Source organism: Bacillus sp. FSL H7-0578, assembly GCF_038630855.1.
Taxonomy (GTDB): domain Bacteria; phylum Bacillota; class Bacilli; order Bacillales; family Bacillaceae; genus Bacillus; species Bacillus safensis.
Window position 1 is genome coordinate 1821758 of record NZ_CP152045.1, and the last position, 23434, is coordinate 1845191.

The window sequence follows — 23434 nt, forward strand, 5'->3', positions numbered from 1 at the left end:
TCTCACTCATGCTTTTTCTGTTATTTCACTATTTTTGTAGAAGGCTTGCTTTCGTGATGAAGACGATTCAGAGCCGTAATCTTGTAAGTATCCATTTTCTTTTGATTGACTGGGAGGTCTTTAATCGTTGTTATGGCGCCTTTTTCTTTTCTAACCGTTTGCAGCAATTCATATGTTCCTTTATTTGTTAATCGATAGACCGCATAATAGGATACGGTAGAATGCGGATCATTTTTGATTTGTAAAGCCGCACCATCCGATGTCTTTTTCACAGATTGAATGATTGGTTTTTTAGGTGCTTTCTGATGAAGCCAAGGCATTTCTGGAATGAGAGCTGGTTTGCTGTATGACTCTTCTATCAATCGATCCTTTACATTCAAAGGGTTGCGATTGAGATCCTTCAGGCTGAAATGCATGCTTCCCTGCACAAGCTGTGACTGCCTGTTCAGCTCAATCTGCCTAAAATATTCTTCCGGGTCAGACCAAGCAGGGTCACTGTTTTGATTAATTTTATATGCCGCCTGCCCAATGTACAGGTGAACCGGCTCCCCTTTCACCTCATTTGACCACCATTTCGTCAGCACATCATAAGCGGCAGCTTGAAAGCCGATGCTCCAGTAAATTTGCGGAGTAACATAATCAATATCGTGCTGCTGAATCCACTCTCTTGTATCAGCATACAAATCATCGTAGTTGGTCATTCCTGCAGTGGTGTTTGAACCAGTCGGGTCATCTTTTATGTTGCGCCATACCCCGAATGGACTAATACCAAATTTCACATACGGTTTTTCTTTCTTAATGGTGTCATTGATTTGCTTCACCAGCTGATTCACATTATCTCTTCGCCAATCTTCTATATGAGTAAATGCTTTTTTTCCATATGTTTCATACGTTTCTTGATCTGGAAATGGTACACCGGCTATTTTATATGGATAAAAATAATCATCCATATGTACTGCATCAATATCGTAGTTTTTCACAACTTCTTCTATACCGCCGATAATGAAGTCCTGAGTTTCAGGAATACCAGGATTGTAATAAAGCTGATTACCATACGCAATCGTCCAATCAGGATGTTGTCTTGCAGGGTGATCGGCAGACAAACGGCTGAGATCAGTATGATTCATTGTGATTCGGTAAGGGTTAAACCAAGCGTGAAATTCAAGGCCGCGTTTATGAGCTTCTTCGATCATAAACTCAAGCGGATCGTACCCCGGATCTTTCCCTTGTGTTCCAGTCAAATATTCTGACCACGGCCCGTATGCTGAAGGATAAAAGGCATCTGCTGTTGGTTTAATTTGCATAATGACGGCATTCATATTCATCGCTTTGATTTCGTCTAACAAACGAATAAACTCTTGCTTCTGCTCTGCTACAGGCAGCCCCTTCTTTGAGGGCCAATCTAAGTTATAAACAGATGCAATCCATACCGCGCGCATCTCTCTTGTGCTCTCAAGCTTCCCTTTTGGCACTGCACGAGCTGCTAGACTGCTAGAAGGAATCAATAAAAATACAAACATCAACATCAGTGTTAAAACTGTCATACTGATCTTTTTCAGCATGTTTTGCATCACCTCATCTTAAGTTTATTCCGCTTTTTGTGATGGAATGCCAGCAGATGGTGTAAGCAGAATGTTTTTCATTTCATTGAGCTGAGCTTCAGGGACTTTGCAGGCTTCAATTAAATACCGCTCTGCACTCCCGTATGTCTCCAGCATTTCGTGCAGCACATCTTCAAGATAATCTTGCTGCACACCGACAAGCGGCTGAATTTGTTCTTTTGACACCCGGTATAAACTCATCAATCGGACAAATCGTTCCTGCCTTCTGACGAGCATTTGCACGCCTTCATTGGAACGCATGTATTCACTTAAAACGACAGCCTGCGGTACACCTGCCACCAACTGAATCAGGGCAGATAAAAAACCTGTACGGTCCTTGCCACTCGTGCAGTGAAGCATCAGCGGGTAATGGCTTTGATCTGAAAGCAGTGTGAACAGCTGCCGAATCTCTTCTTTACGCTCTGTCAGCATGCTTTGATATAACTCTTTCATGATCGGTGTAAATGAGAGAGACTTCCCTTCTGTTACCAGCATACGAAACATGGTCCATTTACTTGGCATCTTACTGTCAGGCTGCATCGGAATATGGACGATTTTGTCGTGTTCCTTGATCTTTGGCGGATGTGATTTACGTTCTGAGGCTGTACGGAGGTCACAAACGGTTTGAATTCCGAGTGCTGAGAATATCTCGATGTCTTGTTTCGACAAACGGGATAAGTCTGCGGATCGATAAATCATTCCCTGTTTGATCACCATCCCATCTGTTGTTTGAAGCCCCCCTACTTCTCTAAAATTCGCAAGCTTTGAAAATGGGTTGTTTGATTGATTCATAGAAGTGAAAGTTCCTTTCTGGTTTCTTTCTTTTTTCTATCATACGCTTTTATATCAAAGGAGAAAAGAGAATCAATTGACCTAATCCATGTAAGAGAATTTATTGGTATAATGGAAAAAGGACATTCGGATTGATTGGAGATATGAAGTATGATAAAAACAAAACGGATTCAGCAAATCAAAGAGTATGTGTTTGACCGGGAATCTGCCTCACTTGATGAGCTTGTGGCGCATTTTGGTGTCTCAAAAAACACGATACGCCGAGATGTACAGGCATTGGTCGAGTCCGGCGTACTCAAAAAAGTGTATGGCGGAGTGGCTGTGAACCACTCAACGTTAGTGGTGTATCAGGAGCGAAAGATCCGTCAGCTCAGTAAAAAGCAATTGATCGGTCAGACGGCTGCCACTTTTGTGGAAAACGGGGATATGATTTTTATTGATTCTGGTACGACAACGCTTGAGATGCTCCCCTATTTGACGGAGAAACAGGTGACCATTGTGACCAATAATGTGGATTTCATTACACAGGCGATGCCTTATGAAAATCTCACCATCTTTTCCACTGGCGGGATGCTTGAAAGGAAAACGAATTCTTTCGTTGGTTATCAAAGTGTTGAGCGCTTAAAAGCTTACAATGTCAATAAAGCCTTTATCGCATCAACTGGTTTATCCATTGATCACGGTGTCACGAATTCGTCTCCGCTTGAAACCGATATTAAAAAGACGCTTGTTCAAAAAAGTGCCAAAACCTTTTTATTAGTGGATGATAGCAAATTCGATCACTACGCCTTGACCACGTTTTGTGATTTGCACGAGATTGATATCGTCGTGACCAATCAGAAGCCAAATGAAGATTATCTTCAATATGGAAAAGAGCATGATGTACGGTTTGTCACGCCTTCATCAAATGAATAGATGGACAAAAAAACGGCTCAGGAATTTGAGCCGTTTTTTGATTCATTGATTTCAAGCTGTATGATCATACGGAATAAAAATCGATACACGGCCGAGATGACGTCAATGAAAGCCGTATCTTCGTGGATATCCTCAAGCTCAAGAAGCTGCAAATTCACATCAAATAAGCCATCTTGTCCATTAAATTGAAGCTGAGCACCATTTAATGGCGATAGCATGTCCTTTAGAATATTCGTGTCTTTTTTAGGACGTTTTAAACCGAATAGGACGGTATACGTTTGAAACACTTCATCCCATTCAATGGCCAAGCCATCCACTTTCACGACATCAAACCACTTGGATTCGATATAAATGAATTCTTTTTGATGTTTTTTCACATATGTAAGCGGTGTGTTTAGAAATGAGGCGTTTTCTGTTTGAATCATGTTCTCTGATTCCTTGTCTACACGCTCTATATATACATCGCCAAAACGTGCTTCTTCTTTTATTCTCGCCCCTTCTAATGTCCAATTGCGGCGCGCCGCTTCATCATATTCAAAGCCGGTCAGCGCCTGTCCTTCTTTCAGTAAGTCTTGTAAGCGATTTTGCAGTGACATGGCTATGTCTCCTTTCTTCTCCTTCATGTGTGTTTATTATTTTAGCATAACTCATGAAAAGAAAGATATGTCCCAGCATATGATGGTATGATAGTGTCAAAAGAAACATCTCGGAGGGGTACGTTTTGCTCACAATGACACTGGCAGAAAAAATCGTAGATGAGGTTAAAAAGGTGCTGACTGAGGAAATCATCATCGCACAAACAAACGGCACCATCATTGCAGCAACAGATCCAGCGCGCGTTGGACAATTTCATGAAGGAGCGTATCTGACATCTGTTGAAGGACAGAAACGAATTCTCACAAAGGATGACCAGCAGCACATGAAAGGCGTCAAAGCTGGCATCAATCTGCCTATTTATTTTAAGCAAGAGGTCATCGGGGTCATTGGAATGACAGGAGATCCTGTACATGTGTCTCCTTTTGGCGAAATATTAAGAAAAATGACCGAGCTGCTTATTCATGAACATGAATTTTTTCAAGAAACTGAAACGGATGAACGTCAGCTCGAAGCGTTTGTATTCGACTGGCTTCATCTGCCAGAGACAGCGATTGATCTCACTGAAAAAGCGTCGCGGCTTCAGCTTGATATCAACAAGGAGCGCGCAGTTGTTCTGATCGATTGTCAGGCTGAATCGTTTATGAAGCAGAATCAATACAAAGAATTGAAGGAAACGCTGCATCTCAACAGCCAGGAGATCATCGTCCGCTGGGGGCATGGCCGCTTTTTACTCATGCTGCAAACAACAGCAGATGATCGTAAAGCCCTGCAGCAGCGCCTGTTTCACATCCATGCCTCCCTTACGGCGCGGAGCTCTCCCGGGGTTTTGATTGGGGCGGGAAAACCAGCAGCTGCTCATTTGATGAAGCAATCGTTTCAACAAGCCTTTCGAGCATTAAAAATGGCACATGCTGATACGCCGATTGTATTTGATGAAGATTTAACGCTCGAACTTTTTATGGAGGAAGTAAGTCAGGAAACAAAAGAAGTGTTTCTTGATCGAACGATCGCCCCTCTTCTTCCCTATCCTGAATTAGTGAAAACATTGCGGGTACTCATGACCTCAGATTGTTCATTGAAATATACCGCAGAAGCGATGCATGTCCATATCAATACACTGCATTACAGGCTAAAACGAATCCAAGATTTAACGACACTTGATCCAAAGCGCATGCAAGATGCCATGCTCTTTTATTTAGCCTTCATGCTATTAGATGATGATCCAAAAAAACGAAGTGAACAGCCCGATATTTTGTAGAATCGTCCATAGGCATGAGGCGATTCTTTTTTTATACTGAAAGAAACGATACGTCTCATCAATAGGAGTTGAATGCGTATATTACATTCTGAATTTTTAAATCAATTAAAAAAGATTGTTGGCGCGTCTTACATGCAGGACAGTAAAGCCGATCGGCTTGCCTACTCTTATGATGCAACACCAAATTTTCAGCATATGCCAGATGTCATCGTAAGCCCGCATACGGCTGAGGAAATCCAGCAAATTGTCCGGCTCTGCGCCTCATATAACATACCGATCGTGCCAAGAGGATCAGGAACGAACCTTTGTGCAGGCACATGTCCCACTCAAGGCGGACTTGTGCTGCTGTTTACAAGAATGAACCAATTAATAGAAATAGATGAAGAAAACCTGACAGCAACGGTGCAGCCTGGTTTGATCACACAGGAACTTATTCGCCAAGTAGAGGCGAAAGGCCTCTTCTATCCACCTGATCCAAGCTCTATGAAAATCTCTACATTAGGCGGAAATATTAATGAAAATTCAGGTGGTCTCCGGGGGTTAAAGTATGGAGTGACGAGAGATTATGTCCTTGGACTTGAAGTCGTTCTGCCAAACGGTGACATCATCAAAACAGGCGGCAAGCTTGCAAAGGACGTGGCCGGGTATGATATGACCCGTTTGTTCGTAGGTTCAGAAGGAACGCTCGGGATTGTCACTGAAGCCACGCTAAAGCTTTTGCCGCTTCCAGAAACAAAACAAACGATACTTTGCTTATATGAAAGTTTAGAGGAAGCCGCCGCTTCAGTGTCAGCGATTATTGCAGAGCGTATCATCCCCGCCACATTAGAATTTATGGATCAGCCGACTCTGGAAGTCGTTGAAGACTTTGCAAAAATCGGTTTGCCGACTGACGTTCAAGCGGTGCTGTTAATCGAACAAGACGGCCATCCTGAAGCGGTTGCCCGTGATATGCAGCGCATCGCAAAAGTGTGTCAGCAGCATGGTGCAAAAGAAGTGAATATCGCACATTCTGAAGAAGAGGCAAATGCACTTTTAACAGCGAGACGATCCGCTTTATCTGCCCTCGCCCGCTTAAGCCCGACGACCATTTTAGAAGATGCCACAGTTCCCCGGTCTGAAATTGCCAGCATGGTGCGGGCGATCGAAGACATTGCGAAGCAGTACAAAGTGAAAATCTGTACATTTGGTCATGCAGGTGATGGCAATTTGCATCCTACTTGTGCAACAGATGCAAGAAATGAAGAAGAAATGAAACGGGTGGAAGAAGCCTTTCAGGCCATTTTTGAAAAAGCAGTCTCACTTGGCGGCACCATTACGGGTGAACATGGCGTGGGTCTTATGAAAGCCCCTTACTTAGAACTGAAGGTTAAAAAAGAAGGCATTGCGGCAATGAAAGCGATCAAACATGCGCTAGACCCGGAAAATATCATGAACCCTGATAAAGTGTTCGGAAAAGCCGCAAGAAAGCGGGTGGTGGTCTCATGAGTTCTAAACAAACAGAGATTCAGCAAGCATTTCAGCAGCAAATGGACGAAAAAGAGCTGCTCAATTGCATGCGCTGCGGATTCTGCCTTCCTTCCTGTCCGACTTATATTGAATCTGGTCAACAAGAAACACACTCTCCCCGCGGCCGAATTGCTTTAATGAAGGCGGTGAGAGACGGCGTCATTGAGCCAGATGAAGATGTCGAGCATTCACTGAATCTTTGTCTTGGCTGCCGTGCATGTGAACCGGTCTGCCCTTCCGGCGTTAAATATGGACGGTTACTTGAAGATGCAAGAGACATCATTCAGCAGCACAAAAAACAATCCATCCCTGTCAAACTTGTAAGACGTGTCGTGTTTAAAGGTCTTTTTCCTTCACAAAGCCGAATGCGGAAAGCAGCAGGACTTCTTCGTTTTTATCAAACATCTGGTCTGCAAACGGCTGCCCGCAAAACTGGCATGCTGAAGGTGCTTCCACCGCATTTACGCCTGATGGAACAGGCGCTCCCAAAGGTGCCGCGTCAACGAAAAAGCCGTTTGACGGAATACAAAGCCGCCGGCCCAACGAGAATACGGGTCGCCTTTTTTACTGGCTGTTTAATGGACACCGTTTTTTCCAGCACAAACGAAGCGACCATCCAGCTTTTGCAGCTGGCAGGCTGTGACGTCATCGTCCCTCCTATTCAGACGTGCTGCGGAGCGCTCCATGGCCATAGCGGTGAAAAAGAACAAGCGAAACAGTTAGCAAAGCGGAATATTGAAGCGTTTGAAGAGATAGATGCGGATGCCATAGTCATGAATGCAGGCGGTTGTGGTGCTTTTTTAAGTGATTATGATCATTTGCTTTGCGATAATCCGGATTTTCAAAAGCGAAGTGAAGCCTTCTCAAAGAAAATCACGGATATATCAGACATTTTAGTGGAGCTGGAATTTCACCGCCGCATGCCGCTTGCTTTGCCAGAGCAGGTCATCACCTATCAGGATTCTTGTCATTTGCGGAACGGAATGGGCGTACAGCATGCACCAAGGGTGCTGATGAAGGCCATTCAAGGTGTATCATTTAAAGAAATGAAGGATTCGGGCCGGTGCTGCGGCTCAGCTGGCATTTACAACATCTTGCAGCCAAAGATGTCGATGCAAATTTTAGATCATAAAATGACAGAAGCCACTCAAACAAAGGCCGCTGCCATCGTTACGTCTAATCCAGGCTGTCAGCTGCAAATGGCAGCAGGCATCAAACGCTCAGGGCACTCACCGAGCATGCGTGCCGTCCATCTAGCTGATTTATTATTAGAAGCCGTTCTATATGGAAAAAAAGCGTCCAGCCCATCAAGCTGAACGCTTTTTTCATGCATATCTTTAGACAATCGGTTAGATAATAGAGGCAAATCGCCGAAGGAGCTGGTCCAAATGCTGAAGAAAAACAAACAACAAAAGGACCCGAATTCAGTATTTGAAGCATTGTCACGTTCTGCTGATTTTACAAATGAGCTGTCTCGAAATGGAGACTTTCTGTATAGGATTTCCTTTTTTCGTTCATTGATTAATGGACATCTTCTACATGAACAAATTCTCCCCTCCCTCAAACAACTGCACCTGTCACCCACTCTTGAAGAGCTGAAAGAACGAATTCCCATTGAGAAGGCTGTCATCACGAGCGATCTTCAAAAAGTGCAAGAAGCCCTTCACCGGGGCAGCATTGCGATTAGACTTGAGACAGACTGGGGCAAAACGCTTCTCTTGCCGATTGAAGAAAAGAAAGGCAGACAAATAGGTCCGCCTGAAATTGAATTTGGGATTATCAGTGCACAGGAAGCATTTGTGGAGGTTTTAGATACCAATTTAAATTTGGTCAGACGGCGGCTGCCGACGCCTAACCTGAAAGTTGAGGAAAAGACGGTTGGTACGCTCTCTCAAACAAAAGTTGCCGTGTTATATATTGAAGAAATCGCCAACCCGGAAAACATCGAAACGGTTCTTCAACGAATTGAGGACGTTGATTATGATCAGATTTTAGATGCGAATTACCTCGCTCAAATGCTTTATGATGTATCCAATACGATCTTTCCGTTGTTTTTGAATACAGAAAGACCCGACCGCGTGTCTTCAGGCTTATCAGAAGGGAAAATTGCCATATTAGTTGATGGTTCGCCTCATGTCTTGCTTGCCCCAACTATTTTACTTGAGTATTTTTCCACGATGGAAGACTACAATATGTCATGGATTGCGGCTTCTTGCTTTAGGCTGTTACGCATATTTGCTGTGATATTTTCCATTTTTGCGACACCTTTATATGTCGCCGTTTTAACCTTTCATTATGAGCTGATCCCAAAGGATTTATTAGAAACCATTGTGTCCTCGCGCTATCTTGTGCCATTTCCTCCGATCATTGAGGCACTATTTTTAGAGATTTCGATTGAATTACTAAGAGAGGCTGGATCCAGGCTTCCGACAAAGGTAGGACAAACACTCGGGATTGTTGGCGGGATCGTCATTGGACAGGCGGCGGTGGCAGCGGGCTTAACAAGTAATATCCTGCTGATTATTGTGGCATTGTCTGCTCTAGCTTCCTTTGTCACCCCGATCTATAAAATGGGAAATGCCATCCGGCTTTTGAGGTTCCCTTTTCTATTTGCAGCACAGGTTTGGGGAGCCTTAGGAATTTCACTGATGGGCGCTTTTCTGATCACCCATTTGATGAAATTAACCTCTATTGGGCAGCCATACCTTGAACCCATTTATCCACCTCGTCTAGCTGATTTAAAGAGCAGTTTGATTCGCCCTCAGCTTCGCTTTTTGAATAAAAGGCCGGATAATTTACGCGGACAAAATAGAACCATTCACCAGCCAAAGCCTAAGCAAGGCCGGAAGGGGAAAAATGATTTTTATGAATAAGGAAGTGAAGGCATGAGCTCTTCTTCTGTCAAAGAGAAATTTCAAATATCCCCTTTTTTTGTGTTTTTTCTCATTAATGCCAATCAAGTAGGTGTCGGCATTTTAAACTTTCAAACGAACCTTGTCCGTTCCATGAATAATGACGGATGGATCGCCATTCTAATTTCTGGCATCAGTGTCAATGTGATGATCTTTCTGATTTACTTGATGTTTAAAAAGGCTCCTTCGGATGAATTTGTTCATATTACAAAATTCGTATTTGGTAAATGGATTGGGCAATTATTCAATATTCTCTACATCTTATACTTTTCATGTTTGTCGCTTACTGTCCTCGTCCATTATATGGATGTAATCCATGTGTGGCTGTTTAAAGAAATTCCGGGTTTTTTGTTTGCTGCTGTACTGCTTGTGCTAGTGTATTACATTCATACCGGCGGCTTTAGAACCATTGCAGGATGGGCGTTTTTTAGCATTATACTCACATATTGGATGACGTTTATTTGCTTTTACGTCATGAAATATAGTCACATTCGCTTTATGTTTCCAATGTTTGATCATACATTCTCGCAGCTGGTAATGGGTCTCAAAGATGCCTCCTTACCCATGTTTGGTTTTGGAACGCTGCTTGTCTATTATCCCTTTATTAAAAAAGCACAAACGTCACAAAAATTTGCCCACATGGGAGCATTATTCACGACATGCTTAAATTTACTTGTCTTTCTCGTATCCATTGCGTATTATTCGAGTGCTCAGCTTAAATTAACAAAATGGCCAACATTGACGTTAACAAGCATTGTGAAACTTCCCTTCATTCAGCGCTTTGAATTTATTGAAGTGTCTCTTTGGCTGCTTCTTATTATTCCAAATATCGCGATTCCATTATGGGCTGCGAGCCGAATGGCGAAACAAGTATTTCATACAAGCCAGCGCGTCAATTTAATCGGTCTCAGCATTCTCATTCTGATCATGTTTTCGTTTTTTGCCGGTGCAACTTCTTTTGAAACCTTTAATCAATGGGTGGAATATAGCGGATTCATTCTGATCTATGGATTGATTGTCTGTATGGTCATTGGACTGATGCTGAAAAAAAGGTGGGTGAAAAAACGAACATGAAACAGTATGTACTCATAGGTCTTATGTTGTTTAGTCTTTTGTTAACTAGCTGTGCACAGCCCCGGCTATTAGATGAATTAAATATCTCTCAGGCGGCAGGATTTGATTTAATGGAAGATGGCGAAATGAAGGGCTTTTTTGTCTTTCCCGTCTTTAAAAGTGAAGAGCAAGGCAGCTATCAAATATTAAGTGCAAAGTCAAACACGATTAGTAATATCCAATTTCTCGTGTCAGAAAAATCGCCTTTTCCGGTGGTTATGGGCCAGGTGCTCGTTATTTTAGTCAGTGAAAAGTTAGCAAAAGAAGTCGGCATGATCGATTTAATGAATTACATTTATCGTGATCCTATTATTGGTTCACGCCAAGTGTTTGCGATTGTTGGCGGAGAAGTCGAAGAATTATTATACACAAAAATGAATCAAACGAACTTAAATATAGGTGTATATCTCTCTGATCTGTTAGCGCAAAATATGCGAAATGGCAATGAGCCAGTCACAAATCAGCATATTTTTATGAATCAGATGATGGCAAAAGGGGTCGATGCTTATCTCCCTTACATTGAAAGAACAAGCAATGCCATCAAGGTCTCGGGCGTTGCTCTATTTGATCAAGAAAAAATGGTGGGTCATATTCCAGGAGAAGACACGTTCACATTTAAAGCGATGATTGAAAATCATAAAAATGGCATCTATGAGTTTCAATTGCAAGATCGAGCGAAGACTCATGTTGTCATTGAAAATATCAAATCACATGTGTCTTACCAGATCAAACCGACGAAAAACCTAACAAAAAAGCCTCATATCACGATAGATATCAAACTAAAAGGCGAATTAAAAGAATTCATGAAGTCCAAAAAAATCGATAAACCGAATATATTGGACCAAGTCGAAAAAGAAGTTGAAAAACGTATCACTCAGCAAGGAGAAGATCTTGTACAGTCCTTTAAAAAGCAAAACATAGACCCGCTTGGACTGGGCCTTAGATATAGATCAAAAGACAAGGCAATGACACCAGAAAAATGGCAAGACATTTATCCTGATGCGGATGTAAAAGTGAAATGCCGCATGAAAATTGTTCAAACGGGAGTCAGCCAATAAAAGGGCTTATTCAAATATGTCTTGTTTGTTCTCCAAGATTTTGGACACTTTCATTTTCACTCGTGGAACCTGATCTTTTTGATTAACATCATGTAAAATCTTCTCTACTTCATTTTTATCAGTTTTAAGGATTTTAGGTGAAAATTGTTCCACAAGAGCCGGTCCATTCCCTTTTGCACAGTTTGCCATTGTATCTAGTGCAATGAAGCAGAAAGGTCTTCCTTTGTTTAGCCAAGATTTCATTCTTTCCCAGGTTGGACAGCTGACGGCTGCCAGCCTTCCCCACTGATCGTGAAAATGGGTGCAATTTGACTCCATCCAATCCAATATTTTGTGAGAACGGAAACGGTGCAGGCAAATAAAAGCCTCTAACGGCAATTCTTTTTCACTGATCGATTTCATTTTTTTCAATATATGGTGTAATCCCTCATCTTCTGGCAAACAGCTGGCTGCTGCCCACAAAAGCGGATAAAGGAATTCTTCGTCCGCCTGATCCAAAAGTTCTCTTACCCATTCAGCGGCAACTGTACCTAGAACATCAGCTGCGATTTCTAACATTCGTGATTTCACTTCGGCATGCTCCGTTTCATAAAACCTACTATGAACAGAATCCAAGATTTTTTGCCGGTCGTGCTGTTTCAGCGCATCGATGACATCATCCTCAAGAAACCATCTAGTAATTGAAAAGTCTATTAAAGACGCCAAATCATGCCTAACGACGTGTAATGTTGGTGCTTTCTCACTTTTGGTGACGATGACGTCCTTCTCTGATTGGAAAGCCTGTCCGTCCTCTCCATAAAAATCATCGTGCAGTAAAAATTGGTTAGGAGAATGGAGAACGGAGAACGGCTAAGTGATAAGGCTGTTTCGGTTCATCAGACGCTTCTACAACATTCATTTCGTTTTTTTGACAGGCTTCACATAAAGTAGTTGTCCCCACCATTTTCACTTCCTTTTACTGCTAATGATTGTCATTCGAGAAAGAGCGGAAACCATTTGAGCATAAGTTAATATAAAGATTATTCTTTCTACATTGATCCATGTTGAATCAATTGAAAAAATGACAATATTCTAATCTTCATCCTTTACATCGGGGTCTTCCGGAATCGGTTCATTTAAGATCTCTTGGACGAGCTCTTTATATTGTTCGAGCTGCTTTAAATGCGTTTGAAACTGCCCTTGATAAATAAGATAAGATTCCCCGTCAAATACGTAACGGATCTTTTTTTGCTGGATTAATTTTTTAATATACGCTTCTGATACTTCCAAGTATTCAGCTGTTTCTGCAATTGTTAAATACATGTTTGTGCACCACCCGTTCGTTTCATCTAGCAAATTATATCATGTTCTGCTGAAAAAACGGATGCAGCCTATTCTTTTATGGTGACTATTTTTCACATAGCAAGTAGATCGTCTAAATGCCGGCAAATATGGTATGATAAAATCTGCTAGACGAGAGCTTTTTAACATAGACTTGATGAAAAAGCCAGGTTCAGTGGTGTCTGTATGAGCCGCAAGCCATGCTGGCATATATAGAAAGCATACTCATGAGAAAAGCAAAACAAGCATAGGCTCTTATAAGGATGCTTGAAGAAAAATCGTATTTAAAGGCAGAGTGAAATGAATGGGAACCTTTTTTAATGAAATTTTAACCTGGCTGACAAGCCTTGGTTATGTAGGTGTAGCACTAGGGCTGATGATTGAAATCATTCCGAGTGAAATTGTACTTGCCTATGGCGGATATATGGTGTCAACAGGCACAATTGGTTTTGTAGGAGCTGTGATTGCCGGCGTCATCGGTGGTACGCTCGCCCAGTGTTTTATTTACTGGATCGGTCTGTACGGCGGAAGACCTTTTTTAACAAAGTATGGAAAGTATTTGTTCATCCATGAACATCATATCGCGACTGCAGAGCGCTGGTTTGACCGGTATGGAACCGGTGTAGTCTTTACCGCCCGCTTTATCCCTGTTGTCCGTCATGCCATCTCGATTCCAGCGGGTATTGCCAAGATGCCTTTTTTGAAATTCGTTTTCTTGACAGGATTAGCTGCCATCCCTTGGTCTATCTTATTTATCTATCTTGGCATGCAGCTTGGGACAAAATGGGATCATATTCAAAGTGTTGCTCATGCTTATACAACCCCTATTATGGTCATTGCCATTGTCCTGATTGTTCTCTACTTTGTACTCAAAAAAATTCGGACGAATCGAAAACGGACAATCTAACCAAAACGCCTTTCACTGATCTGGTGAAAGGCGTTTTTTTATGAGTGTGCTGATTGTTTTTCCATATATCGGGATAGCTCTATTATCATTGCACCCATTCTCTCAAGTGACGGGGCAAGAATTCGGTCTATTCCCTCTTCTTTTAAAGCTTCAGCAGTGACTTTCCCGACTGCTACTGCAAGCACGTGCTGCTCGAATAATGCTTGCAATTCTTCTTTTCTTCCCCATTCTGCAGCTAGTTTGAAAAAGGCGTGAACTTGGACAGCGGTTGTAAAACAAACGGCATGTACTTGTCCATCTTTCATTTCTTTCAGCAGCGTTTCAGCTGCCTCTGGTTCAGGAGGTGTGTGCTGATATGGTAAAAGCGGCAAAACATCTGCCCCTTTTTCATGTAAAAACTGAATGAGAGCTGGTGCATTTTCACCATGAAGCTGCACCATCACACGTTTGCCTTGAAATTCCTTGTCTTCAAGCTTTGAAATCAAGTCACGAACTGTACCGTCTTCATCAGAGAGCTCAGGCTGAATTCCGCGTTTTTTCAAAGCAGCAAAGGTTTTGTACCCTCTTGAAGCAATATGGGCATTTGATAGAATGTTCATAAATTCTTTACCAAGCTGCAGCTCTTCTGCACTCTCAATCAATGTATCTGTACCGATGCCTGTTGTCAAGATCACCCAGTCGGCCCCTTGTTTCACAAAGGTTTCTATGCCTGGCTTTAATTCCTCTTTGGCTAAAAATACGGTTCCTTGAAGAGAACGAATAACGGCTTGTCCCCCTTGCTTTTCGACAAGTGTACGCATTTCTTCTGTTTTTCTCGTTCCACAAATGGCAATCGTTTTTCCAGATAAGCCCTTCCTCATTTTATCCCTCTTTTTCTATCACATTTGATATGTATTAAATATAGATTTATTTGGAAGACGATGCAAGTGTCTACTAAAAAAGAGCTTGACGTTTCTATCGAATTCGAGTATCTTTTGTAAGTGCAAATTGTAGGAGGTCATTATGGAAAAACAGAATGTTCAAGCAATTCGATTATCAATTGCAGACCCAACACCACTTGGTTTGTTTGGTTTAGCAATGGTGACGCTCGTTGCGTCCTCACAAAAACTAGGAATCACAGATGGCACTTCCCTTATTTTACCTTGGGCTATCTTCCTTGGAGGAATCGCGCAGCTGATCGCGTCCATACAAGATTCAAAGCATCATAATATTTTTGGAGCCACTGCTTTTGGCGCATTCGGTCTTTTCTGGATGGGCGTTGGAACAACTTGGCTCATTCAAGCCGGCGTCTTTGGGAAAACGCTTGCGGGAGCAGCAGATCCAAAACAGCTAGGCTTTGCGTTTATTGGCTATTTGATTTTCAGCTTGTTTATGACGATTGGTGCAATGGAAACACATAAAGTGTTATTTTTGATTTTCGTCTTTATTGATTTCTTATTCATTGGTCTTTCCCTTAGTACATTTGGTGTGATGTATGATGTGACTCATACCATGGCTGGTATTGCAGAATTGATCATTTCCCTGCTTTCATTTTATGGTTCTGCAGCTGTTGTTCTTAATACACATTTTGGCCGTATTGTTCTGCCAATCGGACAACCATTTCGCATTTTTACAAAAGCTTAAATAAAAAAGAACTGCTCTGTGCAGTTCTTTTTTTATGTTTATTTTTCTTGTGCCTCTTGAAAAATCTCTCCGATGATTTCATACGAGCGCATTCTTTCTTGATGGTCAAACATATCCGAATTAATCATCACTTCATCTGCTTGAGTAGCTTCTATAAAGGCTTCTAATTCTGTTTTCACCTTTTCTTTATCCCCAATGATAGTCGAGCTTAATTGTTCATCCACCATCGCTTTTTCATATGGACTCCAAAGACCATCCATGCTGTCGACAGGCGCCTTCAGTTTTCCTGGTGTGTTGCGAATGAGACTTAAAAACCGCTGATAATGAGAGGTTGCCAAATATTCAGCCCGTTCTGTTTGATCTGCAGCAAAAACCGTCACACCGACCATGGCATAAGGCTCTTTTAATACATCAGAAGGTCTAAATGACTGTCTGTACAACTCTAATGCGGGAATTGTATTTTTAGGTGAGAAGTGTGCTGCAAAGGCAAATGGCAATCCAAGTTCTCCTGCAAGTCTAGCGCTAAAACCGCTTGAACCAAGGAGCCAAATTGGAATGTCCAGGCCTTCCCCTGGAACAGCTCTTACATGTTTTTTAACCTGACCTGTCGGTTTGAAATATTGACGAAGTTCTTCAAGCTGCTCAGGGAAATCTTCTCCGTTATGAAGATTACGTCTAAGTGCTCTTGCTGTTAACTGATCTGTCCCTGGTGCTCTGCCAAGACCTAAATCAATTCTCCCCGGATACAATGTCTCAAGTGTGCCAAATTGTTCGGCAATGACAAGTGAAGAGTGGTTTGGCAGCATAATCCCGCCAGATCCTACTCGAATCTTTTCGGTTCCTCCCGCAATATATCCAATTAAAACAGACGTTGCAGAGCTCGCTACCCCTTCCATGTTATGGTGTTCTGCCAGCCAGTATCTATGATAACCCCACTTCTCCGCCTTCTTTGCTAAATCCATACTACGATCAAAAGATTCTTTAATGGTACCTCCTTCTGTCACTGAGGATAAATTTAAAACGGAATAGGCTTTGCCTTGTAAAACTGATTGACTCATATATGATGTCCCCATTTCTGTCAAAAATCATACTATTTTATACTTTCAACACCATAACACAAATCAATGAAAGATTTAAATGATTTGATTCGATGATTTTCGAAATGATGATTTTCTAGGTTTTACTTCCAATTTGAAAATTTGCACATAGAATGAAATATCAATTCTAGGAGATGGGCAATTTGTACAATCAATTCGAACACAAATGTCCCTTTTGCGGTAAATACCATGAACAGCCTCATTACAAAAGATCACGTCATGACCGTCCTCGAAAAAGAGACTGTCCATTCATTAAACAAGAATATTCAAAACAAAATATATCTCAAGGGAATCAACCTTGCCACAATGCAAAAGGAATAAAACAATCAAAACAAAATCAAAGAGCTGGACCAAGAGGCCCGGCAGGTCCCCCTGGACCAACCGGACCTACTGGACCTGCTGGCGGGTTAACCGGCGCCCTTCCTTTTAATCCCTCACAATCACAAGATTACGATGCAGGGCAAGTGGTCACGTTTGATGGCAGTACTTACATTGCCAATGTTGACGCTCCATCAGGAATACCTGGACTCTCCCCAGACTACACTCTTTTGGCTGCTTCTGGAGAAACTGGACCAACTGGGCCTACTGGGATTGGATTAAGTGGTGTTGAAGCCTATGATCCTGTTATGGCACCAACATATACAGTAGGTCAGGTGGTCACTTATGGTGGTGGTACGTATATTGTGGATTCTGCACCACCTTCAGGTACGCCAGATACGTCGTCAGATTACACACTTTTAGCAGCACCAGGTGAAACTGGGCCTGCAGGCGCCACGGGCATCACCGGTTCAACTGGACCTACCGGACCTACTGGTGCCACGGGCATCACCGGTTCAACCGGATCTACCGGTCCTACTGGTGTTACTGGTATTACTGGACCAACAGGTCCTACGGGTGCCACGGGCATCACTGGATCAACTGGCTCTACCGGCGCTACGGGTATCACTGGAGCTACCGGTCCTACGGGTGCGACAGGGGTTACCGGAGCTACTGGGCCTACTGGTGTAACGGGTATCACTGGAGCTACCGGACCTACCGGTGCCACGGGCATCACTGGAGCTACGGGTCCTACTGGTGCGACAGGGATTACTGGATCAACTGGACCTACTGGTGCCACCGGTATTACCGGATCTACCGGTCCTACTGGTGTCACTGGTATTACTGGAGCTACTGGGCCTACTGGCGCCACGGGCATCACTGGTTCTACTGGACCTACTGGTGCCACGGGCATCACCGGTTCAACTGGACCTACCGGGACCACGGGGATCACTGGAGCTACCGGACCTACCGGTGCCACGGGCATCACCGGTTCAACTGGACCTACCGGTGCCACGGGCATCACCGGTTCAACCGGATCTACCGGTGCCACGGGCATCACCGGTTCAACTGGACCTACCGGTGCCACGGGCATCACCGGTTCAACCGGATCTACCGGTCCTACTGGTGTTACTGGTATTACTGGACCAACAGGTCCTACGGGTGCCACGGGGATCACTGGATCAACTGGATCAACTGGCTCTACCGGCGCTACGGGGATCACTGGATCAACTGGACCTACTGGTGCCACGGGTATCACCGGTTCAACCGGATCTACCGGTCCTACTGGTGTCACTGGTATTACTGGACCAACAGGTCCTACTGGTGTGACGGGTATCACTGGGGCTACTGGAACAGGTGGTTTTACAGATACAGCACTTTATGCTGCTAATAGTTCTGGCCCTACCATCGTTACTGTAGCAGGAGGAACGAATATTCCTTTGCCAAACTTTCAAAACATTACTGGTTTTACAGCAAACGGCACAAGTACTGTTTTTACCGTTCTGCAAACTGGTAAATATTATATTACGTATCAAATCAACACCACTACAGCTCTTTTGATTAATACACGTTTGCTTTTAAATGGAACAACTACTATTTCTGGTTCTGTTCAATCACCTGTTATCTCAACTTCATTAATCAACAACACTGTTATTGTTAATTTAACAGCTGGTAATACCATCTCACTGCAGTTTTTTGGGGCGGTTGTCACAGCTATTTTAGTTGGCGGAGGTGGTGCTGCTGGAGCAGCCTTGACCATCATACGTCTTAGCTAAACTAAAAAAAGAAAGGCTTTTTCAGCCTTTCTTTTTTATGTCTTCTATTACATTTATACACTGTTCAATATCATACGATTGCAAAAGATGAAAAATAGATTGGATGATTGAAAACTCTAAATTCCACCATTCTAATAACTGCAGTTTTTCGATTATTTCGGATGAAAATCGATATTTCATGAGCTGCTGGGGATTTCCTGCGGCAATTGCATATGGCGGCACATCTTTTGTGATCACACTATTTGCCCCGATCACGGCCCCGTTTCCTATACATACTCCTGACATAATCGTCGCACCATATCCAATCCATACGTCATGTCCAATATGAACATCTCCCTTCGATTTGGGATGTCCTTTAATATGGGCAGCTTCTTTAAAAATTTGATTAAACGGATACGTTGTGACCCAATCAGTACGGTGTTCCCCGCCTAGAAAAATTTTCACTTCGTTTGCGATAGAACAAAACTTTCCAATATGTAATGTCGTTCCTTCCCCCCACGTCAGCACTTGGAAATCTGGTCCGGCATAAGAAAAGTCACCGATATTGTGCGAGCTCAGTTCATTTCTTTGATTCAAAAACATAGAAGATTCGGCCTCCTTAAAAGTGAGAGATCTTCGTATGTATATGCTGTCTTACACCTTTACATTATGATTGAACAAGCGCTACAATTTGTTTTTTCTTCCATACGAGCTGATAGTAGCTGTATTGGAGGAGTAAGTTTACAAAGAAAGCTGCAGGGTAGCCAATCCATATTCCTTTAATGCCAAGGGATGTATAGTGTGATAGCACATAAGCGACTGGTACTTCTACAAGCCAAATGGAACAAATACTAAAGATCGTCGGCCAAAGAACCGTCCCGCTTGCTCTCATTGTGGCTGCAACAATTTGGGCCGTTCCAAAAATGAGATAGCTCCATAGTGTAATGACGACCAAACTATAGGCGATGTCTATCGTCCCAGGATCTGTTAAAAAGATCGATAAAATCTGAGGCGCAAAAATATAAACGAAAATGATGATGCATCCGCCTATGGCGAAGTTAAGCCCTAACCCAATTTTAATGACATCTTTCAGTCGATTCATATTTCCTGCGCCAATGAATTGAGCTGCAAAGATCGAGACCGCAATGCCAAGGCTCACTGCCGGCATCTGCACATAACTCACGACTTGATTGACAACACCATAGGCAGCTGTTGCCTGTGATCCATAATCGTTGACGAAAGAAATAACGGCAATTTCTGATAAAGAAATGAGGATCATATTAATGCTTGATGGGATACTGAGCTTTAATAACGTTTTTAATAGATCTCCTTTCATCAATAAATGCTTTCTCACCGATGCATCAATGCGAAGCGGGTGCTTTGTCTTATATAAGTAGATGTGTAGAATGATAAATGTCACAATTGTTGAAATCACAGAAGCATACGCAGCGCCGTATAAGCCGAACGCTGGCAGTCCCAGCCATCCAAATAATAAAATGGGCAGCATCAAAATATTCGTTGCCGTACTAATCATTAAGAAATAAAATGGCGTTTTCGAATCCCCTGTCCCTCGCAAGAAGGTCGTATAAACAAAATAAAGAAATAAGATCGGCATTGAGATGAATAGAATTCTAGCATAGCCCGCACTTTCCTCCACGATATTGGCGGGTGTTCCCATAAGGTTTAAGATGTCTGTTGCGAAAAAACCTCCAATGATCGCTAAAGATACTCCGATCAAAAAAGTGAATGAAAGCGTTGTGCCAATAATTTCTTTTAATTTCTGTTCATTTTTTGCTCCATACGCTTGTCCAATAAGGATCGAGCTTCCCGATCCAATTCCAATGGAAAAAGAAACGAGTAAAAAGAAAAGCGGAAAGAATGCAGAAATGGCAGCTACTGCATCCTCTCCAATCCATCTTCCGACAAGAACAATAGACACTAATTGTCCGATCGATTGCAAAATATTACTTAGCAAAAGCGGGATGAGAAAAATGGACATGGTTTTTACTAAAGATTGATTATTATCTAACGTCATGATGGTTCTCCTTCTCTCTCTAAATCTAAAGATTCTCAGCTAGTATGCTGACAATACGGTCTTCTATCTCTTTCCCATTTTCGTCATCAACAAGGTGATTTAATAAGATGGAAAAAGCGAGCGTTTTCCCGCCCTGCGTGTCAATATATCCAGAAAGTGTGCTGACCGTTGTTAACGACCCTGTTTTTGCACGTACTTTTTCTAGTGTAGCTGGTTCCTTCAATCTGTTCCTTAACGTTCCCCCCACCATTCGTTCACTTGCCCCTGCTAAAGGGAGCGCATGTTCATAGGTTTTAAACCATTTTTCCTTTTGAATGTTTGTCAAAAATAAAGTGAACTGGTTAGCAGAGACAAGGTTAATAGGTGATATGCCCGATCCGTCACGCAGCACTGCAAGCGAAGGATCGATGCCAAACGCAGGAAGCCGTTCATTCATGACGTCCAGCCCAGCTTCAAAGCTCCCTTTGTTCTTCACTTTTTTCCCTAGTTCCTTTAGCAAAATTTCTGCATGGGTATTGTTGCTTAATTTCATCATAGGAACAAGCAGCTCAGATAATGGCATCGATGTATGGGAGGCAATTTTTTTGGCTTTTTTAGGAACTTGTTTTGATTTCAGCGGTCCCTTTACTTGAATCCCTTCCGCCTTTAACGCTCGTTTCATTAAGTCTAAAGCATAGGCGGACGGATCCCATAAAGCTACCCATTGTTTAGATGAGCTCGCTTTAACAGGAATAGTCCCAGTCAACGTAATCTTGTTGGTTCCGTGAGAGCGCTTAAAAGAGATTTTCTTTTTTTCACCTTCTGGAACTGTTTTCACTTGATTGATGACTTGAGCGACATCCGTCTTTGGGATCATATCATATGCGGCTTTCTGTCCTGCTTTTTTTCCTGGTTTTACTTCGAGAATCACGGTCCCTGCATCATAATCTTGATTCGGTGAAGCCGTGAGAGCAGAAATTTGTGCCCCGTAATATTGATCCTCATCACTCCAAGGCAGGTCAATGGAGTATCTCGTGTCATCAAACCAAGTGTCATCTGCCGCAAGCTGCCCGCGAATGGTATGTATTCCGGCCTTTTTGACTTGTTTGGCAAGTGCTGCAAAATCCTCCTCTAATAAAGTCGGATCGCCGGTGCCACGAAGATAAAGGCTGCCATGTAGCGTTTTCTTTTGAATGGAACCATCCATCCAGATGTCTGTAGGGAATGTGTGTGTTTCTCCAAGTATATCAAGTGCGATGGCTGATGTGAGCAGTTTCATATTAGAAGCAGGAGTAAGACGAATATCGGCTTGATGTTCATAAAGAAGAGAGGTGTCAGAAGTATCGCGGACGCTGATGCCAGAGATCGCGCCCTCTAAATCAGGTGCTGTTCGTATGAATTCGTCTAAAGCTGTCATCCATTGAAGTGAATCGTCACGAGCTTTGAGTTGTTCATCTTTCGCTGAAAAAGGGAGAAATAAAATCGACAGGATACATATTTGTAAAAACATGAGCTGTGAAAAACGCTTCACGCAATCCCTCCTTTTTGTTGCAGCCAATTTTAGAAGAATATGTTCATTATACACAAAAGAACGTTTGTTCTCAAAGGTTTTTTAAACAGAAAAGTCAGCTTTCTTTGACGAAAACTGACAAGCCCCTTACCTCTTTTCTGGATTCCAGCCATCGGTTCCGCGAAGAACAGCCTGAACCGTGATTTGACTTGCTTCATTTTGGGTTAAAATGGTTGACCATTTTACGCGGTTTGCTGGACTGCTTCCCGCTCCTGTCGATCCAAATTCTTTATATCTGGCCGTTCTTTCATTGTCACGGTTATCCCAGTTATGCCATCCCTCTGCTTTCACATGATCATCCATTTTTGTATGAAGGAATGTTACAGCCGAATGAGGTCTCCACGGACGTCCTAAATAAACCGATTGCGCAGCTGCCGTCCCCTTTTTCAGCGTAGAGTCCATGAATACATAGCCGTACCTTTGCGCTTCTGTTGTGGATGCTGCAGTAATATACCCATTTCCAAGGCTTTTTATTTCAGCTCTTTTAAACACAGCTGTGGCTGATCCAAAAATAAAATCAACCGTGCCCTCAATATAGCAGTTTTCATAATATTGCCGCCCTGTGCCTGTTGCATAAAGTGTATCTTGATAGCCTAACACGCGTATTTGTTTGAACACAGCCCGGTCGCCAGACACATACAGCGCAACTGCCTGACCAGCATGTCTGCCAGCTGTATTTTGAAAGGTGATATTTTCTGCATAAAAATCGTTTGCACGAATCATTGTGCTTGAGCTGTTTGTTGTACTCCCAGTGCTTGCATTTGTATCATCATACGTAAGGATCGTCTTGTGCTGGTTTTCGCCAATAAAGGATACGTGTGGTTTATTTTGCGGAAGCAAAATTTTTTCTTTATATACGCCATTTTTAATATAGATCGTTGCCGGTTGTTGATTGTTTGCTGGAATCGCATCAATGGCAGACTGAACGGTGCGGTATGTCCCGCTTCCCTTTTGATCAACGACAAGGACGCGGTTATGCCCGGCTTCTGCTGCTTGAAGTGAAGCGAAGTCAAAAAGAAAGAAAGACAAGACCATAACAATCCATACGTTTCTATATTTCATCACATATCTCCTCC

At 42.7% G+C, this 23434-nt stretch carries 21 protein-coding genes; 10 read left to right on the plus strand and 11 right to left on the minus strand.

The window, feature by feature from the left end; translation table 11 throughout:
* Positions 1 to 20: 20 nt before the first annotated feature.
* Together MHB41_RS09230 and MHB41_RS09235 are read right to left on the minus strand one after the other, a co-directional pair.
* Positions 21 to 1562: a family 10 glycosylhydrolase gene (locus tag MHB41_RS09230; protein WP_111927476.1), complete on the minus strand. Its 1542-nt coding sequence runs from the start codon at positions 1560 to 1562 to the stop codon at positions 21 to 23.
* 24 nt (positions 1563 to 1586) lie between these two features.
* Positions 1587 to 2393: a tyrosine-protein phosphatase gene (locus MHB41_RS09235; protein WP_025093168.1), complete on the minus strand. Its 807-nt coding sequence runs from the start codon at positions 2391 to 2393 to the stop codon at positions 1587 to 1589.
* Between the two features lie 150 nt (positions 2394 to 2543).
* Between MHB41_RS09235 and MHB41_RS09240 the strand changes: the two genes are divergently transcribed.
* A complete protein-coding gene (locus MHB41_RS09240; protein WP_120206904.1) occupies positions 2544 to 3308 on the plus strand; it encodes a DeoR/GlpR family DNA-binding transcription regulator in 765 nt (254 codons plus the stop codon).
* A 17-nt stretch (positions 3309 to 3325) separates the two neighbouring features.
* On the opposite strand, the gene MHB41_RS09245 is transcribed toward MHB41_RS09240, so the two are convergent.
* Positions 3326 to 3904: a branched-chain amino acid aminotransferase gene (locus tag MHB41_RS09245; RefSeq protein ID WP_224426465.1), complete on the minus strand. Its 579-nt coding sequence runs from the start codon at positions 3902 to 3904 to the stop codon at positions 3326 to 3328.
* A 125-nt stretch (positions 3905 to 4029) separates the two neighbouring features.
* On the opposite strand from MHB41_RS09245, the gene MHB41_RS09250 reads away from it, so the two are divergent.
* From MHB41_RS09250 to MHB41_RS09275, 6 genes are all read left to right on the plus strand, one after another.
* Positions 4030 to 5163: a sugar diacid recognition domain-containing protein gene (locus tag MHB41_RS09250; RefSeq protein WP_326847906.1), complete on the plus strand. Its 1134-nt coding sequence runs from the start codon at positions 4030 to 4032 to the stop codon at positions 5161 to 5163.
* A gap of 78 nt (positions 5164 to 5241) precedes the next feature.
* The gene (gene glcD / locus MHB41_RS09255; RefSeq protein ID WP_268437433.1) at positions 5242 to 6651 is read left to right on the plus strand and encodes a glycolate oxidase subunit GlcD; all 1410 of its coding nucleotides are present in this window, start codon (positions 5242 to 5244) and stop codon (positions 6649 to 6651) included.
* On the plus strand, positions 6648 to 7988 hold the full coding sequence (locus MHB41_RS09260; protein WP_268437421.1) for a (Fe-S)-binding protein: 1341 nt from the start codon (positions 6648 to 6650) through the stop codon (positions 7986 to 7988). Before glcD ends, MHB41_RS09260 begins: the two co-directional genes overlap by 4 nt.
* A 72-nt stretch (positions 7989 to 8060) precedes the next feature.
* Complete coding sequence (locus MHB41_RS09265; RefSeq protein ID WP_251232081.1) at positions 8061 to 9545, plus strand: spore germination protein; 1485 nt, start codon at positions 8061 to 8063, stop codon at positions 9543 to 9545.
* Between the two features lie 12 nt (positions 9546 to 9557).
* Complete coding sequence (locus MHB41_RS09270) at positions 9558 to 10658, plus strand: GerAB/ArcD/ProY family transporter (RefSeq protein WP_041117651.1); 1101 nt, start codon at positions 9558 to 9560, stop codon at positions 10656 to 10658.
* Positions 10655 to 11755 carry a Ger(x)C family spore germination protein gene (locus MHB41_RS09275; protein WP_046311370.1) on the plus strand — a complete coding sequence of 367 codons (1101 nt, stop codon included), beginning with the start codon at positions 10655 to 10657 and terminating at the stop codon, positions 11753 to 11755. Before MHB41_RS09270 ends, MHB41_RS09275 begins: the two co-directional genes overlap by 4 nt.
* Before the next feature lie 6 nt (positions 11756 to 11761).
* Here MHB41_RS09275 and MHB41_RS09280 read toward each other — a convergent pair whose 3' ends face one another.
* Entirely contained in the window at positions 11762 to 12325 is a 564-nt protein-coding gene (locus MHB41_RS09280) for a hypothetical protein (RefSeq protein ID WP_255290974.1), read from the minus strand.
* A gap of 501 nt (positions 12326 to 12826) precedes the next feature.
* Complete coding sequence (locus MHB41_RS09285) at positions 12827 to 13057, minus strand: excisionase family DNA-binding protein (RefSeq protein ID WP_034284049.1); 231 nt, start codon at positions 13055 to 13057, stop codon at positions 12827 to 12829.
* A gap of 322 nt (positions 13058 to 13379) precedes the next feature.
* Here MHB41_RS09285 and MHB41_RS09290 point away from each other — a divergent pair, with 322 nt between their 5' ends.
* A complete protein-coding gene (locus MHB41_RS09290) occupies positions 13380 to 13982 on the plus strand; it encodes a DedA family protein (protein ID WP_034284052.1) in 603 nt (200 codons plus the stop codon).
* Between the two features lie 38 nt (positions 13983 to 14020).
* Here MHB41_RS09290 and MHB41_RS09295 read toward each other — a convergent pair whose 3' ends face one another.
* Positions 14021 to 14842, minus strand: coding sequence for a uroporphyrinogen-III synthase (locus MHB41_RS09295; protein ID WP_046311372.1), 822 nt, complete (start codon positions 14840 to 14842; stop codon positions 14021 to 14023).
* Positions 14843 to 14984: 142 nt separating this feature from the next.
* Here MHB41_RS09295 and MHB41_RS09300 point away from each other — a divergent pair, with 142 nt between their 5' ends.
* Positions 14985 to 15605 (plus strand): GPR1/FUN34/YaaH family transporter, encoded by a 621-nt coding sequence (locus MHB41_RS09300; protein ID WP_024425703.1) that lies wholly within the window; start codon positions 14985 to 14987, stop codon positions 15603 to 15605.
* A 38-nt stretch (positions 15606 to 15643) separates the two neighbouring features.
* On the opposite strand, the gene MHB41_RS09305 is transcribed toward MHB41_RS09300, so the two are convergent.
* On the minus strand, positions 15644 to 16663 hold the full coding sequence (locus MHB41_RS09305) for an LLM class flavin-dependent oxidoreductase (protein ID WP_024427753.1): 1020 nt from the start codon (positions 16661 to 16663) through the stop codon (positions 15644 to 15646).
* 173 nt (positions 16664 to 16836) lie between these two features.
* Between MHB41_RS09305 and MHB41_RS09310 the strand changes: the two genes are divergently transcribed.
* The gene (locus MHB41_RS09310; protein ID WP_342502612.1) at positions 16837 to 18795 is read left to right on the plus strand and encodes a collagen-like protein; all 1959 of its coding nucleotides are present in this window, start codon (positions 16837 to 16839) and stop codon (positions 18793 to 18795) included.
* A gap of 21 nt (positions 18796 to 18816) precedes the next feature.
* Here the strand turns inward: MHB41_RS09310 and MHB41_RS09315 are convergent, their stop codons facing one another.
* The 4 genes from MHB41_RS09315 to MHB41_RS09330 form a co-directional block, all read right to left on the minus strand.
* Positions 18817 to 19377, minus strand: coding sequence for a CatB-related O-acetyltransferase (locus MHB41_RS09315; RefSeq protein ID WP_034280709.1), 561 nt, complete (start codon positions 19375 to 19377; stop codon positions 18817 to 18819).
* 64 nt (positions 19378 to 19441) lie between these two features.
* Entirely contained in the window at positions 19442 to 20809 is a 1368-nt protein-coding gene (locus MHB41_RS09320; RefSeq protein ID WP_029708164.1) for an MATE family efflux transporter, read from the minus strand.
* 25 nt (positions 20810 to 20834) lie between these two features.
* Positions 20835 to 22319, minus strand: coding sequence for a D-alanyl-D-alanine carboxypeptidase/D-alanyl-D-alanine-endopeptidase (gene dacB / locus MHB41_RS09325; protein ID WP_034280704.1), 1485 nt, complete (start codon positions 22317 to 22319; stop codon positions 20835 to 20837).
* 126 nt (positions 22320 to 22445) lie between these two features.
* A complete protein-coding gene (locus MHB41_RS09330) occupies positions 22446 to 23420 on the minus strand; it encodes a pectinesterase family protein (protein ID WP_034280701.1) in 975 nt (324 codons plus the stop codon).
* Positions 23421 to 23434: the final 14 nt, after the last annotated feature.